This window comes from Geotalea sp. SG265 (genome assembly GCF_022808985.1).
Lineage (GTDB): Bacteria > Desulfobacterota > Desulfuromonadia > Geobacterales > Geobacteraceae > Geotalea.
Genome location: NZ_JAKZFT010000011.1, coordinates 17222 through 34854, shown reverse-complemented (window position 1 = coordinate 34854; position 17633 = coordinate 17222). Strand labels below are relative to the sequence as shown.

The following is a 17633-nucleotide window of genomic DNA, read 5'->3' as shown; positions in this document are numbered from 1 at the left end:
TACAAAGGGGGGGTGTCTTCCCCCTTTTATTTTGCCTGTCAATTTATTCCACATGAGGAGGGAAAGATGTCCATTCTGTACATTGACGAAGTGAAAGATCTACGTGGGAAAACCATATTTATTCGAGTCGATTTCAACGTCCCCCAGGACGAGAGTGGAAATATAACTGAAGACACACGAATTGTCGGCGCTGTGCCGACGATTAAATACGCGATTGAGAATGGCGCGAAAATAATCCTCGCTTCCCATCTCGGCAGACCCAAGGGTGAGAAAAAGCCGAAATATACAATGGCCCCTGCAGCACAGCGCCTGTCGGAGCTGCTGGGAAAAGAGGTGAAGCAAGCCCCAGATTGTTTCGGTCCCGAGGTGGACGCCATGATTTCTGCACTTCAACCGGGCGATGTTCTCATGCTGGAGAATGTGAGATTTTACCCGGGCGAAGAAAAGAACGATCCCGATTTCGCCTGCAAGCTGGCTAACGGCTGCGAGATTTATGTCAACGATGCGTTCGCAGTTTCACATAGGGCACATGCGTCGGTACATGCCATTACGAAATGCGTTCCAGTTATTGCAGCAGGCTTTCTGATGAAGAATGAGATGACCTATTTCGAAAAAGCAATGACGCGCCCAGTCCGGCCATTGGCAGCCATTCTCGGAGGAGCGAAGGTTTCCGGCAAACTGGAGGTTCTGGAAACTTTGGTCGGCAAGGTCGACATAATAATAATCGGTGGTGGAATGGCATTCACTTTCCTCAAAGCTCAAGGCCTTTCGGTAGGAAAGTCTTTAGTAGAAGACGATCTGATCGACACGGCAAAAAGAATCCTCGAAAACGCTGCCAAAAGAGGAATTCAATTCTTGCTCCCGGAAGATTGCGTCGTCGCGGACAGGTTTGCCGCCGATGCCGACTGCAAGACCGTTTCAGTCAAGGACATCCCCTCCGAATGGATGGCCCTCGATGTGGGACCTGCATCAACAGCGCGTTTCGCAAATGCCTTGAAAGATGCTAAAACCATAATTTGGAATGGCCCGATGGGTGTTTTTGAGATGGAGCGTTTCGCCAAGGGAACGTTTGCTGTCGCCGATGTCGTTGCCGGTCTCAATGATGCAACCACCATCATCGGCGGCGGAGATACCGACTCAGCAGTTCGCAAGGCCGGGGTAGCCGACAAAGTCAGCTATATTTCCACCGGCGGCGGTGCATTTCTCGAACTTCTTGAAGGAAAGAAACTGCCCGGCGTAGAAGTCCTTGAGCAGAGCAGTAAATGAAACAATATGCACTGAAGCGATAACGGAGGGAACATGAGAACGCCTGTAATTGCTGGAAACTGGAAGCTTTACAAGACTGCCGGTCAGGCACTCGAACTGGTTGGCGGCCTGATCCCGCTTGTTGCCCAGACTAAAGAGGTTGAAATTGTCGTCGCTCCTGTATTTACCGTCCTTGGCAAAGTTGCCGGTGCTCTCGCCGGGTCGAACATTCGCCTTTCTGCACAGGATTGTTTTTGGGAGGAAGAAGGTGCTTTTACCGGCGAAATCTCCAGCACCATGCTGGTCGATGCCGGATGCAGCCACGTCATCATCGGCCACTCCGAACGCAGGCAGTATTTCGGTGAAACCGATGAAACGGTAAACAAGAAGACCAAAGCGGCCGTCAAGGCCGGTTTGACGGTGCTGTTCTGCATCGGTGAAACCCTTCAGGAACGCGAAGGCGAGAAAACATTCGACGTCCTGAAACGGCAGGTAACACAGGGGCTGACGGAACTCTCCAGAGAGCAGCTGAAGAAGGTGATCATCGCCTATGAGCCGGTCTGGGCCATAGGAACCGGCAAAACGGCCACCGACAGCCAGGCCCAAGAGGCACACCAGTTTATCCGTGGAGTGGTCGCAGGTCTATATGACAAGGCAACTGCAGATGAAATGCGCATCCTCTACGGCGGAAGTGTTAAACCTGAAAATATCGGTGGACTGATGGCGCAAGCCGACATCGACGGAGCACTCGTCGGCGGAGCAAGCCTCAAAGCCGACTCTTTTGCAGCCATTGTCAATTTTGGTAAATAACCCTTGGCTTTTGCCCTGGGTTTGTGTTAAAAGGTTTTTTTATTCTTCTGGAGGAAAAAGCGTAGATGACCACTCTATTAGTTATTTTACACATCCTTGTTTGCCTGGCTCTGATTGTCATCGTTCTCCTGCAGTCCGGGAAAGGCGCAGAAATGGGCGCATCCTTCGGTGCCGGTGGTAGTCAATCCGTATTCGGTGCAGGGGGTGGCACTACTTTTCTCAGCAAGCTGACCACGAGCGCAGCCATCATTTTCATGCTTACTTCGCTTACTTTGGCTTTTCTTTCCGGCAAAGGGGGCAGCTCATCCATAATGTCCTCCAAGTCAAAGGCAAAACCGGCACAGCAAGCTCCCGCACAGAAACAACCAGCCGGCCAACCTTTGACAAGTCAGCCGTCACAGACGCCACCAGCGTCTCAGACTCCGGCAGCGCCTAAATAAGCAGGAATTTTTTATTGACTTGGTGTTCGGTTAATGATAAAAGAGTTTTCTTCCTTGCCGAAGTGGTGGAATTGGTAGACACGCCATCTTGAGGGGGTGGTGGGCGACAGCCCGTACGAGTTCGATTCTCGTCTTCGGCACCAAGAGATCAAAAGGCTTTCCTTGTACAAGGGAAAGCCTTTTTTATTGCCAACTGCTGCTCAATTTGAACCTGTGTAGTGGTTCCAATGTATTTAAGGAGAAACTTTCGCAAAATCAGATATAATTCTTATTGCTTTACCCCTTTAAATGACGTCGAGGAGGGAAGAATGAAAAAATCAATGATTTTACCGGTTCTGATCATGGTCGTTATCCTAGCGGGTTGCACCCATGTCATTAGCGAAGGAGCTAGGAAACGGGTCGATAGCACCATCTCTTTCAGTGATGTGAAAAAGCGCGCTGATTCATTCATCGGTAAACAGATTTTAGTAGGCGGGAAAATAGCTGTGGTGAGAAATACCAAAGGAACCGGACAAATGGAGGTCGTCCAGTTTTCCATCGACACCAGCGGTTACCCCATTGAGACTTCCCAATCTGGCGGCCGCTTCATAGCCACCAGTGCCGATTTTCTTGACCCGATCATCTATAAAACCGGCAGACTGATTACCATGACCGGAGAAGTGAAGGGGCAAAAATCCGGTACCATCGACGGTGCCGAATACACCTTTCCTGTCATTGGCATCAAGGAAATTTTCACCTGGAAAATGAATGACGACGAAAAGTCCCCCTCCTCTGCTTTTTACAACAACTACAATCCATATGAGTATAATCATGACACGCCGCTCTTGTATCGCCCAACTGGGCCCGTCATAAAATAACTAGCGAATCAGGATTTTTTTCTTGCAGTTGCATAAAAAGGATGTTATACAGATTGTCTCATTGCCGAAGTGGCGGAATTGGTAGACGCGCTAGATTCAGGTTCTAGTGAGGGTTCCCTCGTGCTGGTTCGATTCCAGTCTTCGGCACCAATAAAATCAAGGCTACATGGTTAAAAACCATGTAGCCTTTTTTATTACACCTTTACTGCTTTATTCACCCTTTCTTACAGACAAACGATCTCGTCAGACATGTCCGTAAGCTTGATTCCTCCGTTACTGCTGACTGCAAAGGTATTTTCTATGCCGATGGCACCAATGCCCGGTAAGACAAATTTGGGCTCTATGGCTATGGTCTGTCCAGTTTTCAACGGCACCTTGAAACCTTGGGCAAGTACAGGGTATTCGTCCAGTTCCAGGCCGACTCCATGGCCGACGAACCGCGCGTTCTCACCGGGGGCACCCATGAAATTCCGCCCGAGGCCGGCTTCTTCTGCCATAGCTGCCGCGGTAAGAAAAAGCTCTTCGCAGATCATGCCGGGCTTCAGGTTGTCGACCAGATACTGCTGAATAGCGATGGAGACAGCGAAAGCCTTCTCCAGCTCGGGCGCCGGTTGGCCGACAATGAAAATCCGCGTCATATCCACGATATAGCCGTTGAAAACCCCTGTATAATCGACCAGCACCGGACTACCGGCAGTAATTTTTTCAATGGATGAACCTTGAGGAAAAGCAGCCGAAAGACCACGACCAGTCACGGCACCATCAAAAAAGCCCGGTTTGTCTGAAGTGGCACCGCTGACGGCCAGACCATGGAAAAGTTCTTGATTGAAGGCCCGCATCCGTACATAACCTTCCCCACCGGCCTTGCGCAAACGACATTCGAATTCAGCCGACAGGTCGATTTCGCGCATACCCTCCTTGAGAAACGCCGGCACCTGGGCAAATACCCGGCAGAGGCGGTCGCCGCTGTAGTGCATCTGCTCCAGTTCCCATTCTGACTTCACAGAGCGCAGCTCTCTATTGACAGAAGATATATCCATGAGTTCGCATCCGGGGAGCATTTTTGAATAATATTGATATTGCTGCACCGGTACCACATCCCATGTGAAGCCGATCTTTCTAACCTTCGGACCAAATAGTGCGGAGAACTCCTTGCTGGAGGGGAAAGGCCTGGTATCCTCGATGAGGCTCTCGGTAGTGGCCCTGAGATAGCTTTTCCGTACCAAGAGCATTGGATTTCCATCTGAGGGAACCCAAAGGGTCGCATTCTGACGGGTGCCGGTAAAGTAGTAGACATCAATGGGATAGATCAGCAATGCACCATCCAGCTCTTTCTCCCGCAAGGCCTTCTGCAGCCTGAGAATACGCTGTTCCGATTCCATTTTTATCACCATATCTTTTAACCTCCGGTTCGGGATAGTTTCATAGACATGTAAAGGGGGCCGCACATACGTTTATTTAACCATGAAGATGCGGCTGGGAAGAGTTTATAACTTCAGGAAAGTTCTCCCCATGCGCGGAAGATACAGTTAGTTTACGTTTATGTCAAGCATAAATAAAACGTTTTTTTACTATTGACCTTGAAATGTCTAGTCCAACAAAAGCAGAGTTGTTGACAATGCACCCCCAAAAACCTAAAGTGCTATTTACTTAACGTAAAGGTGAAAAAAGGAGCATATGCAATGCATCTCTGCCCAAAGACATCGTCGATTACCGTCAAAAGATGATAGGCAGGATCACCCTAGCAGGATGTGACGGTAAAATAAGTGAAGAAAAAGTAGAAAAAAAAGCGGGCTCCCTGAGAGCCCGCTCTTGGTGTATCTATACCTGCATCCTTAGTATCCGTAGTTGCCGTTCATTTCGTAGTTTACCGACACTCCCTTGTCCTGAACGGCAAAACTGCTTATTTTCTCGGCGGCCGATTCCACCAGCAGATCCAAAAAGACCTTTTTTTTCTTTGGCGGCCGAACAATCTCGGGTTCACCTTTGATCCCCCCTAGCCTTCCAGCCTCTTCCACAGCGTCCTGAAGTGTTCCTAGCCTGTCCACGAGCTTGAGCGCCAGAGCCTGTTCCCCCGAATAGATCCTGCCGTTGGCCAGTGCCCTGACCTGTTCCACCGGCAATTTTCGACCTTCGGCAACGGCCTTGACGAACTGGCCATGGGTGCTGTCGATAACGCTTTGCAGCATCGCTCTTTCTTCTTTGGTCATTGGTCTAACAGGTGAGCCAACATCCTTGTATTTACCCGCTTTCAGGGTGAAGGCCTTCATGCCTATCTTATCCATCAGCCCTTCCATGTTGGAAAATTTCATCAACACCCCAATACTGCCGGTGATGGTCCCCGGATTGGCGAATATCTTCGTGGCAGGCACTGCAATGTAGTAGCCCCCGGAAGCCGCAAGGCTTCCCATGGACACAACGACTTTCTTCTTCATGTTCAGCTTCTTCACCGCATCGTGGATCTCCTGGGAAGGTCCGACGACACCCCCTGGGGAGTCGATGCGAAGCACCACGGCTTTTACTTTTTCGTTTTTTCGCAAAGCCTGTAACTGTTTTACCGTTTCCTGCGGATCGAGAATGATTCCCTTGACTTCGACGAGGCCGACTCCTTCGCTGTGTGAGGTTTCATCAGTGTCGGAAAAAAGACTTTTCAGGACCGAGATCACAAAAAGCGAAAAAAGCATCATTATAACGACCACAACCAGAGCGATTATAAGCCACTTGTTTTTCATGATTCTCCGAGAATTACCTTGCCATCGAGAGTAACTCTATCATAGGATTGAATGTAACGTCAGAACAGCAAAGAGTTGAAACAGCCATGAACATTCTGGTTCTCTCGGACACCCACGGCAATTATCCCCTGGCCATCAAGGCCCTTGACGCAGTCGGTAACGTGGATCACATCGTCCATCTCGGGGACGGGCTCGAGGATGCGGTGATCGTCGAGGATATCTCAAGGCTGCCCACGACAAAGGTTTTGGGCAACTGCGACTTCAGCACGACTGAGGTCAAAGATATCTTCATCACCCTCAGCGGCCGGAACATCTTCATTACCCACGGCCACAGATTCGGCGTCAAAGCAGGATTAGAGGAATTATATCAAAAAGCCTCGGCTGGCGGTGCATCCATTGTCCTTTTCGGCCATACTCATCTTCCGCTGATACAGACGGTTAACGGCATGCTGTTCATCAATCCCGGCTGTTTGAGCCAGAACTGCAAGACAACCACTTGTGCCCTCCTCACAATCACTGCAGGAGATGCAACCGCAAAAATCCTGCCGGTAGCTTGATCGAAATCAACAGCCGCAGCCACAATTGTGGCAGACTCTGCGATTATGCTCTTCTGGCGCAATGGTTTCGGGAGCGAATGCCACCCTGTTTATGGCGCGTTTAAGATCCTCCATCAGGTCCAGATTCGGACTCTTGTCGATAACGTGTCCAACGCAGATATTGCCGATGTTGTCTGCAGGAGATGATATCCGGACGGCATTGAGGACATCCGCGTAACTGTTCACAGTGATCGCCGTCTCGTGGTTATCGGTGTGCTGCAATGTTATGCCGAACCTTTGCAGATCGTCTGTCAGCTCAATCAGGAACATTTGAAAGCGTGCGCTGGAGGTATCCACCTTCCAATCGGGCCTCATGTGGTCCTGCCGGTAGAATGTGATCAGTATTTCCTTGCCTGCCATGTAACTCTCACCTCGTCTGGTTTATCGGTCAACTCGCCGCTTTTCTCTGCATTGAGCTAAAGATCATGTTCAGCACATCCTTTTGCTTCGCTTCGTATTTATTGAGCACCGCAAGGCACGTCCCCATTGGAAAGTGTTCGTGAAGATAGTCGGCATCGCGGCCGGAAAGAATGACTATTCTGTTCTTATCGATCCCGGAATCGGTCGCATATTTGAAAATCTTCGCCCCATCCAGCATCGGCATTTCCAGATCCACCAGCAACAGGTCGATTTTCTGCCTGCCGATGGCATTCAGGGCTGCGACGGGATTGGTGCAGGTCTCCACATCAAGAAGCGGATAATAAGTTTTTATGTAATTTCCCAGGAAATCCAGGAAAAGGGCATCATCATCAACAATCAAAATCTTACCCATTAAAACCTCTGATCGCTTTAAGCGCCTTTCATTTAATGACTTTGGTCGAACTGCTCAAAACCTGTATGGGTACATTGATATCCAGTTGCCTGGCCGTTTTCAGGTTGATGGCCAAATCAACCTTTTTCGGCGTCGCTACCGGAATCTGCCCCTGCTTCTTTCGCTGCAGTATAGCCGAAACGTATTCCCCTGCCAGTTGTCCCTGCTCGAATGCGTTAACCTCAAGGGTAACCAGTGCTCCTTTATCGACTGCCTCCGGCACATGGGAGATGACCGGTATGCCTTTATCCTTTGCCCTGGAAATAACCTTTTCAAGGCTGCGGGTCACCAACGTACTTTCGGCAGCATAAATGAAATCCACACCGCTGGATGTCAACGAGCTCAGTGCTGAATCGAGCATGCTGCCCGACGATACGTTGTATTCCACCACCGAGAATCCCATTTGTGCCGCCAGACGTCTGATCTCCTTCAACTGCACAACGGAACCGATTTCTCTTCCATTATACAGTATGCCTAAGGATTTTATCCGCTTGATGTCATTGGCTGCTTTTATAAGCGTGATCATCGGCACTTTTGAACTGACACCGGTAAGGTTTCTACCGGGAGCGGTCATACTCCTTGTAATGCCGGTCTCGACAGGTCCATAGACATCGACAAAAACAATGGGTATATTGTCCGCCTCCCGGACGGCAGCCAAGGTCACCGGTGCCCCATAGGTGACAATGATGTCGGAGCCGATCCCATTGAATTTTCTGATGGTGTTTGCCCAGGAAATGGGGTCGGCGTTGGGAGTCTGAACGATTATTTCCACCTTGTTGTGATCGAGCCCCTTTTGCGCAAGGGTCTTCACGAAAGCTCTGTGCGCCTCTTTATAGCGGGTGATATCGCTGGTCAACACGGCGGCAACAAGCTTCCGACCGGCATATGACGGTACCGTCCATGCCAATGACAGCAAAAACAATGTAACATACAAAAATCTTCTCAAAGGTAATCTACCACTTGGCACTCACGTAAGCCGTTACGGAATGGACCGTCCCGTCGAACGTGGAATTGAATTTATCGTAGTAATCCTGCAACATATATTCCAGCGAGCAGACAAGGTTCTTGGTAACTCGATAGTTGCCGCGTGCCGAGAACGAGGTCTCGAAGGTTTTCGAGTGGGAAAGCTCTGAAATGCCGCTGGTACTGCTGCCGCCCGAAAAAGTCTTGTTTTCCGGCCTGAACTCCGATAGGGAGTGCACCTCCTGCAATGTGAGGGAGACATCGGCTTTTTCGGTGAATTGATAGGTTGAGCTAAGGGAATAGAGGTGGGATACAGCCTTGTAGTCGCTTGCGGCCAGGTTGCCATCGCTGGAAATCTGGAACATCACCACCTGATCCGTGTCGTACTGCAAATACCCATAGTTTGCAGTGATGGTAAGCTTCTGGGAAGGCTTGAACCATATGGATCCCGTAAGATTGTGGGTACTCTTCTCCCTTGCCAGAAGCGTAGGGAAAAGGGAATAGCTCAAGGGGCTCAGGGAGGATATGATCCGTCTCCGGATCTCATCGTTTTCCTCACGGCTGTTGCGGTAGCTGGCGGTAAAGCCGGTTTTGCCTGAGACAATGTAGCTGGAAGTCAGCTCCCCTTCATGCTTCCGGGCAAATGAGGAGCCGTAGGACGGATGGTCGATGGATGTATAGCCGTAGCGAGCGGTCATCCTCAGTCCTCTCACGGGCCTGGCGATGATAGAAACCGTTCCCTTGTGTGTTTCTTCGTTCTCATTGAGATACCAGTTAAGGGTTTCTTCGCTGAAATGGGTCAGATCCCGGTGCAGGAACTCCCCTTTATACTCCCCCTTGATGGTAACCACACTGGTTGGGCGGTACAAAACAGAGGCAAGGATCAGGTCCTTTTCGGTACCGATCGAGGGGCGCACAGACACGGGATTTTCAATAAAGAAGATGTTGGAGATTGTGGTCGGATTGTTATTGTCCACTTCCTGCCGACGATATTTTAGACCGAGCGACAGTTCCTGGACCGGCGTATAGACAAGATCTCCGGCCACATTGTCCAGGCGTGCCGAGGTCCGATCTGCTCCGGCAGTATCGTTCAGCCGCGAGAGGTTATCCCTCTTGCCGTAAGTATAGGACGCCGCCCCAACCAGCCCGCCTGCCAGTGATGTATGCAGTTTGACCGTGTGGACCATATAACGGCTGTCCGGTTCTTCATTGTGTTCCTGCAGACCTCCGTTTCTCACGGTAACGCCTAAGATATCGCTGCGCCCGGCGTAGACATCACGTAGCTGTCCGGCACTATTAGTAAACTGTCTGATCTGGAAGTTGTAAATGATGTCGATCGGTCCCAGATGGGTATCGAAACCGATCTTTCCCTCGTGGGTCTCCCGGTTGATTGGCCTCGCCACGGCAAAGAAGTTGTTCTCGGCACCTTCAAAGGCGATATCGGCAAAACGTATCTGACCCGTCCCTTCTTTAACCATGCGCCAATAGCCGACATTGACATGCAGAGGAAAGTCGTGGATCTTGTAACGAAGGCTTGCCGTATCCTGCTCGGTGCGCACACCGAAGCCGGTCAGGGGTGCGTTCTGGTGGGGGATATAATCGGCCAATGCGCCCGGCACATCGGCTCTGCCGATCTGGAAAGGGTTGCTGAACAGGTTTTCGCCTGTCGTATTGTGGAATAGCGATTCGGTCCGCAGATGAAAACGATAGTCACCTGCATAGTCGAAATTCAAATCCCCGAAATAATCATTATCATTCAGATAGGTGCCGTCCAGAGATAGCTTGAGGTCCTGTCCCAGCCTGTTGTATGAAGCGCCGCCGATCATACCCGAATGCAGGTAGTTGTACTTGGCCGCGCGGCCACCATAATTATCGATGGTTAGAAACCGGTAGCCGGTGTGACCCTCAACCACCGTATGGGTCTCCGCAGGCCTCGCGGGAAATGCCTCTTGCAGCTGGGCTTCGTCCAGTTCTTCTACCGTCTCCGGAATATCTTCGGCAAGCGTGTCTTCCGCCCCCACAGGAAGATCGGCGTATTCCGAAGCCAGGACATCAATACCCGCGAGATGTAAACTGACGAATGTTGCAGCAAGCAAACAGGTCGATCTGAAGAGATTTATCACCAGCTGTCTCCTTCTGCGCAAACGGAACGTATTTTACTGACGCATGGTTCCCAGACCGGTTATACCGGTCGAGGGGATATCACTGCCATGGATCTGCGAATGGCAATCCGTACAACGGTTCGAAAAGAGCTGCTTGTTGCTTCCGGTGCTTCCGGCCATGTGGCCGGGGTGACACTGGAGACACAAAAAGGGCATTGGGGCATTGAGCAGGTGGTTGGTGGTGGATCCGTGGGGCGAATGGCAGTTGGCGCAATTCTCAGTCACATCGCCATGCTCGAAGACAAAGGGTCCCTGCTTCTCCATGTGGCATCTGGTACACGTTTCCTTGGGGGTATCTCCCTTGAGCAGCTTCTGCTGAGTCGAGCCGTGAACATCATGACAGTCGACGCATGCCATTTTTTTCTCGATGAGCGGATGGTGCGAAAAGAGGCTGTTTTCGATCCGTACCTGGGGGTGACATCCGTAGCAGAGCTCGGCCATTTCTTCGTGCTTCACCTTCTGCTGCGGTCCCTGGTGAAGCTTATGGCAATCGAAGCAGCTCACGTCATTCAGTGCGTGGGTGCTGGCATTCCAGTGGGCAAGAGTCGGCATGGATGCAGCCGAATGACATTTGAGGCAGATGAGAGACTGGGCCTGGGCAGGGAGATTCAGAATATCGAGGAAGGTTTTGGTGTCGCACTTGGTCTTTCGGGCGTCGTTCAGTTGCGGGTCATCAGGTATATCCATGATGGCAAGGCTTCCGGGACCATGGCATGATTCACAGTTGACCAGAGGCAGACCCGTTCCCGGTTTGATCTGCTCTCCATGAACGCTATGCCTGAAATCGTCGGTAATCTTGTCGTGGGCATGGCATTTGGCGACGCAATTGTCGGTGCCCACATAGTCTGCATCGAGCCTGCCGACAATCATCTTTTCATAATCGGATACGGGCAGAATCGGCTTCGTCTGCTTCAACTGGGAACAGGCGGCCGACAAGGCAGCAACAGCCAACGTGATGAAAAAACGGGCCGGCAATCCCTTCTTCATGTTCTAATCCCCTCGTATTCCTTTGGTTGTCGTGTAGATAAAGCCTTTTACGATCGGATTTTCACTCTTCTTGATCTGCGCCGGTGCGCCGACCTCGATGATCTTGCCTCCGTGCATCATGGCAATGCGATCGGAAATGTAGAGGGCAAAGTTCAAATCGTGGGTGACGATGACGGTAGTATTCTTTGTGGTTTCCTTGAGCTTGAGGATGGTGTTGGCAAGCTCGTCGGTGGTGACCGGATCCAGCTCCGCGGTCGGCTCGTCGTAGAGTATCAGATCCGGATTCATGGCCAGTGAGCGGGCAATGGCAACCCTTTTCTTCATCCCCCCGGACAGCTCGGACGTCCTGAGGTTTTCCGTCCCCTGCAACCCCACCTTTTCCAGCTTTTCGGCAATGATCTGCCGGATCCTCACTTCCTTGCAGATGCGTTTTTCGCGAAGCCACAGCCCCACATTTTCACCTACAGTCAACGAATTGAAGAGCGCAGAAGATTGAAAAACCATACTATAGCGGTAATCTCTGACGGAAGTACCCTTGGCGCGGTTGAAAATGGGATTGCCATCGATATAAATCTCGCCGCTGTCCGGCTTTTCCAGCTTTACCACATGTTTCAGCAGGACGCTTTTCCCGGTACCGGAAGGGCCGATGATGCTGAACGTTTCTCCCGCCTTGATCTCCAGGTCCACATCCTGCAACACATGCTTGTTGCCGAAATACTTATTCAGTTTTTCGATACGGATATCCACCCCGCGAGTATCATTGAGATCGATGGTGCATTCCATTTCATCGTGAAAGATGGAGCCGGTCAGGCCATGCTTTATTTTTTCAAACACAGAAGCTCCCATAGAGACTAGAACAGATACTTGTGCTTGTTGGTAAAATAGTGCTTGTGGCGATAAATGAACTGGGTCAGGAGCAGAATAGCCAGGGAAGCCGCGATGTTGTTGGCCCACATGGCCTCCGGCTGTACCCGGGAGCCTAAAAGAGTTTCAACCTCCTGGGGCTTGATGAAGGTGAGGTTGATGATGGTGTTGGCCACCTGGAAGAGGTTGTAAAGGATCAGCATGTACCACGTCAGCAACTGGCGTTTCATGGTTCCCAGAAAGAGATAGAGACACATGAGGCTGTCGGCAAAAACCAACATCTTGGCAGGAGTGTCCGTATAAATGCCACCGAGGAACGGATACGGATTGCCGAAGGTGGAAACTGAAACAAGAAAAAAGAAGAAATAGAGCCCTGTGAGAAGTGTCAATCCCAAAGGGCGGCGCAATTCGTCGCTGTCTACCATGCGGTTTTCCTCTCCAGTGGCTGTCGGACCAGTACGCCCTGCCTTGCTTTACAGCGGTTAAAGCAGGTCATTTCTTCTTTCTCATATCGCTGATGGCTACGCAACAGAATATGGTGATCATTACCAAGGCGATGAAAAGCCAGTCTCCCGGGCTGAAACCGAACATAAATCTCCTAATAGAGCCCTGCCAGTGCAGCGCGGGCCTCTTCATACTCGGGATTTATCCTGAGTGCTTCCTGCAGATACTCTTCCGCATACTTGGGCATAGCCAGGTTTTTGCAGCATAAGGCCAGGTAGTAATAAAGCTCCGGCAGGGGAAATTGATCACGGAAGACGGCATCGTCGATTATGTCCTGAAGAATGGCCGCCGACTCGTCGTACTGCTCCCGCTCATAAAGGCCCAAGGCCACGGCCACCGCTTCGAGATAGTCCACTGCCGGTATGCGCGGCAGTTCCCCAGCTTCGATTGCTTTCAGGCGTGCTGCGAGCTTTCCGGCCTCGGCTGCGTCAACCTCTGTAGCTAGCCCGCTCCAGCAGGATGCCGCCTTTTCGTACTTGCCGAGCAGATAGTAAACCTCACCAAGGGCGTTTCGGGCAGGGAGATGCTGCGCCTGCAACTGGCGCGCCTTTTCAAGGTAATCGGCTGCCCGGTAAAGGGAAACCGTGGAAAGATGCAGGGCGGAGAGCCTCAGTCCCTTGTCCAGTAGAGTTTTGCCTATCTCGAATGGAAACTCCGCGTTTTCCGGTTCGAGCAGGGCAAATATCTTCAGATAATTGATCTTCCTGTCCAGATAGGAAACTTCCACGTCTTTCCGATCCAGCATGACGATGTGGCTTGCCAGTTCAGAAAGGTAGTGTGGATAGGCCTGCTGCAGTAATTGTGCATAGTGGCTGCTGCCGACTGCATCGGGATTTGCCCGTAACAGCTGATAAATGCCTCGCCCCACAGCGTCGTAGCTGGGGCAAGAAACGTCAAGAGAGGCAATATCCTCTTCCAGAAGCGGAATGGGCACACCGCCGATGGGAATATTGATTTTGTCGTCAAGCCCTTTCAGGGTGGCATCTACAGAGGGTTCAAAATAGGCGATTCCTGCCACCGGAGTCATGGTGGCGATAGTTAGGTGTTCGATGATTCGTTCTCCTGTCTGTCCCTTTCGGGAAAGGTATCGATGCCGGCCGACCTGCCGATCATCTTGTATATCTTCACATCATCCCAGGGCTCGTCCAGGATACCATCATGGATAGACCAGCTGCGGCCGAGGACCGTTGCGGCCATCTCCGGACGGCGAAAGGGGGTCGAGTTGTCCAGCCGCGCAGCGAGCATGCCCCCCGGTTTGAAGCCTTCGTTTATATCCTGCATCAATCGCTTGCCGGTGATGTAGTCGAAACCGTATTTCTCGTAACGGAGCGCATTATCGTAAGTCAGCGGTTCAGCAATGATCATTTCCATACCCAGACCATCCACGAAGAGTTCCAGAAGCGAGAAAACCTCCTTGAACATCTTTAGGCCGCGATGGGTCTGATTGGGGAAAAGGCCGACCTCCATGGCCCGCATCTCCTCCGGAAGATTTCTGCCGGTGCTGGCAAAGCAGTTGTCTTGCCCGCGCTCATCCTTGTCCACATCGTACCGGGGTGCGGTCATGTCGTTAATGATGCAGAACGACAGCTCCATCTGCCGGTAATGGGTGTCCGCCAACTCCAGAAAGAAAACCCGATCGTTCTCAGCAGGGTTTAGCCGCGCTTCGATGCGCATTAGGCCCAGGCCGGAAGGAGCAATGAAGCGGATTTTTGCCGTATCGCCGGCACCTCCCACGGTTCCCGGTCTGATCCCCAGCACCTTATACAGGCGTTCGGGAATGAGTCTCGAATATAGTCTTTCTTTCTCCCCGGCATCAAGAAAACTAATGTCCCTAAGGGAAAAAAGGGCATTTCCCCTGGAATCGGTCAGTTGTTCATTTCCCGGAAGTCTTGCCATAGGCACCGATAATAACAGGAAAAATGGTTTTTCTCAGCAGGGCTATGGATTTTTCTACGGCATCCAATGCCCGGTTACGATCATCCTCCTCCGCCCAGTGCATTGCATCCAGAAGCATACTATGGGGAAAGCCCATCGGCCTGATCGCCTCGATGAAGCTCGGGGGGAGCGATGGGGCCAGGTCCCTGCCATTCATGATCCCCCAGACTATCGTCCAGGCCCGGGCAACATTCATGTTGTCGTATCCCCCGCCCCCCACTGCCACCCAGGGGATGCGCAATGCCTTCAATTTTCTGGTGATGTAGGAATAGGCATGGGTAGTTATTTCCAGCTTCGTCAAAGGATCGGTGCGAAAGGTGTCGGCTCCCATCTGGGTGACCAGTACATCCGGATCGTATGCGGCAATCAGCGGAAATGCCACCTCATCGAAAGCCTTCATGTAAATGGCATCGTCAGTATGCTCAAGAAGGGGCACATTAACCGTGTAACCGGTTCCTTTTCCGGTGCCGATCTCCTCTTCAAAACCAGTGCCGGGAAAAAAATATACCCCACTCTGATGCAAAGAAATCGTCAGTACCCGGTCGGTTTCGTAAAAGGCCTCCTGAACCCCGTCTCCGTGGTGGGCATCCAGGTCCAGGTAGACCACTCGCTTCCCTTGCTCAAGGAGGTAGTTGATGGCGACGGCAGCATCATTCAGGTATGAAAAGCCCGAAGCATTATTCCGGTGGGCATGATGCCAGCCGCCGGCAAGATTGAAGGCCGCTTGGTAGCCCTCTTCGACTACCAGTCGGACAGCTGCCATGGTTCCTGCCGTCCCCATGCATGCCCAATCGAATACACCTTTAAAAATGGGGTTTTCCGTATCGCCGAGACCGAAACGGAAGTCCGCTCTCGGTTCTGCCGAAGCGCTGAATTCTTTCAGCCTGGCCAGATAATCCACTGAATGGAAAGAAAGCAGCTGGTCTTCCGTAACGGTGCCGCAATCGCACAGACATGCATCGGGAAGCGATGCAAGTCCGTAGGCACGAATCAACTCATAGGCAAGCCGGTACCGTTGAATTTTGAAGGGATGATCAGTCCCGTAACAGTAGGAGCCGCAATCGGGTGAATAGATTAGTGCGGTTCTGGCGGTCAATGGTTCTCCGGCCGTTCACAGAGTGGGGAACTAGCGTGAATTGTTGAGAATTTACAATGATAGCCAGTAACCGTCAACAACTATTTCCGCGTCAGAAGTCATGTTTTTAAGCATTGGCGGTGAATTTTTAAGCAGCCGGCAGAATATATGAAGAACTCCGGCCTGTGATTCCCTGTAATTACATGCAATTACAAATTGGCAAAAAGGTTGCTATGGCAAAGCCTGGCCTTGCCCAAAGAGGGGCAAGCAGTTTACCAATGGAGGTAATAAATGGAAGCAATGCCAACGCCGGCAATTCTTCACAGTAGTGCAGACATTCTCTTTCTCATGCTTGGTGCCGTGATGGTCTTTGCCATGCACGCAGGGTTCGCCTTTCTTGAAGTGGGCACCGTCCGGAAGAAAAACCAGGTAAATGCCTTCGTCAAGATTCTCACCGACTGGTCGGTTTCGACCATCATCTATTTTCTCGTGGGCTTTCCCCTTGCCTACGGCATATCGTTCCTGACACCGGCGGGCAACCTGCTGGGAAACAGCCAGGGATATGACCTCACCCACTTCTTTTTCCTGCTCTGCTTTGCCGCCTGCATACCCGCCATTATCTCCGGAGGGATCGCCGAACGGGCGAAGTTCTGGCCACAGGTGCTGGCAGGGGCCATATTTGCCGGATTGACCTATCCGCTCTTCGAGTCGCTGATCTGGGGTCAACACTCCTCGACACTGCAAGGTCTTTTCAAATCCCTCGGTGGAGCAGAGTTTCATGATTATGCCGGCTCAGTGGTCGTCCATTCCCTCGGGGGCTGGATCGCCCTGCCTGCCGTGATCATCCTGGGCCCGCGCATGGGGCGCTACCTGCGAGGTAAATCCCATCCTATTCCCATCAGCAACATACCCTTTCTTGCTCTCGGTTCCTGGATTCTTGCTGTGGGGTGGTTCGGCTTCAACGTCATGAGCGCAGGACACCTGGAAAAGATCTCCGGCCTCGTTGCCGTCAATTCGCTCATGGCCATGGTCGGGGGAGTACTTGCGGCAGTTGTGGCTGGCAAAAACGATCCCGGTTTCGCCCATAACGGCGCCCTGGCCGGATTGATTGCCGTCTGCGCGGGAAGCGACATCATGCATCCCTTGGCTGCCTTCATCACCGGCTGTATAGCTTCCATCATCTTTGTCTATGGGTTCCATCTGGAGCAGGAAAAACTGAAGATCGACGACGTACTTGGTGTCTGGCCGCTCCATGGGGTAATCGGTTCCTGGGGAGGAATCGCTGCCGGGATCTTCGGTCAACGGTTTTTCGGCGGCATGGGAGGCGTCACATTCCTATCGCAACTGATGGGATCGGTGCTGGCCATTGCCTTTGCCCTGACGAGCAGCATCATTGTCTATGGCTGCCTTTCAAAACTGGTCGGCATCAGGCTCGACGAAGAACAGGAGTTCGCCGGTGCCGATCTGAGCATCCACAGCATCGGTGCTTATCCGGAAGATCATGTCCGTTAGAACGGGCCGCAAGACCGACTCTTTCCAAGTGACGGGTCCTGAAGCCGCTAAGGCCTCATTGAGGCCGACCGCCTTAATATCCGAAATTCTCTTCCGCTAACACAACCGTCAGAAATAACAAAACCCCGCCAAAAAAGCGG

The 17633-nt window shown here is 51.6% G+C and carries 18 protein-coding genes and 2 tRNA genes; 8 read left to right on the top strand and 12 right to left on the bottom strand.

The genetic code is table 11. The features are described from left to right. Window positions 1-66: 66 nt before the first annotated feature. The 6 genes from ML541_RS13160 (at window position 67) to ML541_RS13135 (ending at window position 3502) form a co-directional block, all read left to right on the top strand. Entirely contained in the window at window positions 67-1266 is a 1200-nt protein-coding gene (locus ML541_RS13160) for a phosphoglycerate kinase (RefSeq protein ID WP_243373530.1), read from the top strand. Between the two features lie 33 nt (window positions 1267-1299). Further along, window positions 1300-2055: a triose-phosphate isomerase gene (gene tpiA, locus ML541_RS13155; protein WP_243373529.1), complete on the top strand. Its 756-nt coding sequence runs from the start codon at window positions 1300-1302 to the stop codon at window positions 2053-2055. Window positions 2056-2120: 65 nt separating this feature from the next. Continuing rightward, window positions 2121-2495 (top strand): preprotein translocase subunit SecG, encoded by a 375-nt coding sequence (gene secG, locus ML541_RS13150; RefSeq protein WP_243373527.1) that lies wholly within the window; start codon window positions 2121-2123, stop codon window positions 2493-2495. Between the two features lie 56 nt (window positions 2496-2551). After that, window positions 2552-2638: transfer RNA gene (locus ML541_RS13145), tRNA-Leu, on the top strand. A 165-nt stretch (window positions 2639-2803) separates the two neighbouring features. Then, complete coding sequence (locus ML541_RS13140) at window positions 2804-3352, top strand: Slp family lipoprotein (protein ID WP_243373525.1); 549 nt, start codon at window positions 2804-2806, stop codon at window positions 3350-3352. 63 nt (window positions 3353-3415) lie between these two features. Beyond that, window positions 3416-3502, top strand: a tRNA-Leu gene (locus tag ML541_RS13135). A gap of 74 nt (window positions 3503-3576) precedes the next feature. Here ML541_RS13135 and ML541_RS13130 read toward each other — a convergent pair. Together ML541_RS13130 and sppA are read right to left on the bottom strand one after the other, a co-directional pair. Further along, window positions 3577-4746, bottom strand: coding sequence for a Xaa-Pro peptidase family protein (locus ML541_RS13130; RefSeq protein WP_243373523.1), 1170 nt, complete (start codon window positions 4744-4746; stop codon window positions 3577-3579). Between the two features lie 441 nt (window positions 4747-5187). After that, on the bottom strand, window positions 5188-6084 hold the full coding sequence (gene sppA, locus ML541_RS13125; protein WP_243373521.1) for a signal peptide peptidase SppA: 897 nt from the start codon (window positions 6082-6084) through the stop codon (window positions 5188-5190). Window positions 6085-6170: 86 nt separating this feature from the next. Between sppA and ML541_RS13120 the strand changes: the two genes are divergently transcribed. Next, a complete protein-coding gene (locus tag ML541_RS13120; protein ID WP_243373519.1) occupies window positions 6171-6641 on the top strand; it encodes a YfcE family phosphodiesterase in 471 nt (156 codons plus the stop codon). 6 nt (window positions 6642-6647) lie between these two features. Here the strand turns inward: ML541_RS13120 and ML541_RS13115 are convergent, their stop codons facing one another. The 10 genes from ML541_RS13115 to ML541_RS13070 all read right to left on the bottom strand — a co-directional run bounded on the left by ML541_RS13115 (window position 6648) and on the right by ML541_RS13070 (window position 16002). After that, window positions 6648-7040: a hypothetical protein gene (locus tag ML541_RS13115; protein WP_243373517.1), complete on the bottom strand. Its 393-nt coding sequence runs from the start codon at window positions 7038-7040 to the stop codon at window positions 6648-6650. Window positions 7041-7068: 28 nt separating this feature from the next. After that, window positions 7069-7452, bottom strand: coding sequence for a response regulator (locus ML541_RS13110; RefSeq protein WP_243373515.1), 384 nt, complete (start codon window positions 7450-7452; stop codon window positions 7069-7071). Window positions 7453-7480: 28 nt separating this feature from the next. Continuing rightward, the gene (locus ML541_RS13105) at window positions 7481-8350 is read right to left on the bottom strand and encodes an ABC transporter substrate-binding protein (protein WP_347710805.1); all 870 of its coding nucleotides are present in this window, start codon (window positions 8348-8350) and stop codon (window positions 7481-7483) included. A gap of 94 nt (window positions 8351-8444) precedes the next feature. Further along, a complete protein-coding gene (locus ML541_RS13100; RefSeq protein ID WP_243373511.1) occupies window positions 8445-10577 on the bottom strand; it encodes an MtrB/PioB family outer membrane beta-barrel protein in 2133 nt (710 codons plus the stop codon). A 33-nt stretch (window positions 10578-10610) separates the two neighbouring features. Further along, entirely contained in the window at window positions 10611-11603 is a 993-nt protein-coding gene (locus ML541_RS13095; RefSeq protein ID WP_243373509.1) for a DmsE family decaheme c-type cytochrome, read from the bottom strand. 3 nt (window positions 11604-11606) lie between these two features. Then, window positions 11607-12437: an ABC transporter ATP-binding protein gene (locus ML541_RS13090; protein ID WP_243373507.1), complete on the bottom strand. Its 831-nt coding sequence runs from the start codon at window positions 12435-12437 to the stop codon at window positions 11607-11609. A 17-nt stretch (window positions 12438-12454) separates the two neighbouring features. After that, window positions 12455-12892 (bottom strand): hypothetical protein, encoded by a 438-nt coding sequence (locus tag ML541_RS13085; protein WP_243373506.1) that lies wholly within the window; start codon window positions 12890-12892, stop codon window positions 12455-12457. Between the two features lie 173 nt (window positions 12893-13065). Then, a complete protein-coding gene (locus ML541_RS13080; protein ID WP_243373505.1) occupies window positions 13066-13998 on the bottom strand; it encodes a tetratricopeptide repeat protein in 933 nt (310 codons plus the stop codon). 11 nt (window positions 13999-14009) lie between these two features. Further along, window positions 14010-14867: a hypothetical protein gene (locus ML541_RS13075; RefSeq protein ID WP_243373504.1), complete on the bottom strand. Its 858-nt coding sequence runs from the start codon at window positions 14865-14867 to the stop codon at window positions 14010-14012. After that, on the bottom strand, window positions 14845-16002 hold the full coding sequence (locus ML541_RS13070; RefSeq protein WP_243373503.1) for an acetoin utilization protein AcuC: 1158 nt from the start codon (window positions 16000-16002) through the stop codon (window positions 14845-14847). Before ML541_RS13070 ends, ML541_RS13075 begins: the two co-directional genes overlap by 23 nt. 270 nt (window positions 16003-16272) lie before the next feature. On the opposite strand from ML541_RS13070, the gene ML541_RS13065 reads away from it, so the two are divergent. Continuing rightward, window positions 16273-17493: an ammonium transporter gene (locus tag ML541_RS13065; protein WP_243373501.1), complete on the top strand. Its 1221-nt coding sequence runs from the start codon at window positions 16273-16275 to the stop codon at window positions 17491-17493. The last annotated feature ends 140 nt before the right edge of the window (window positions 17494-17633 follow it).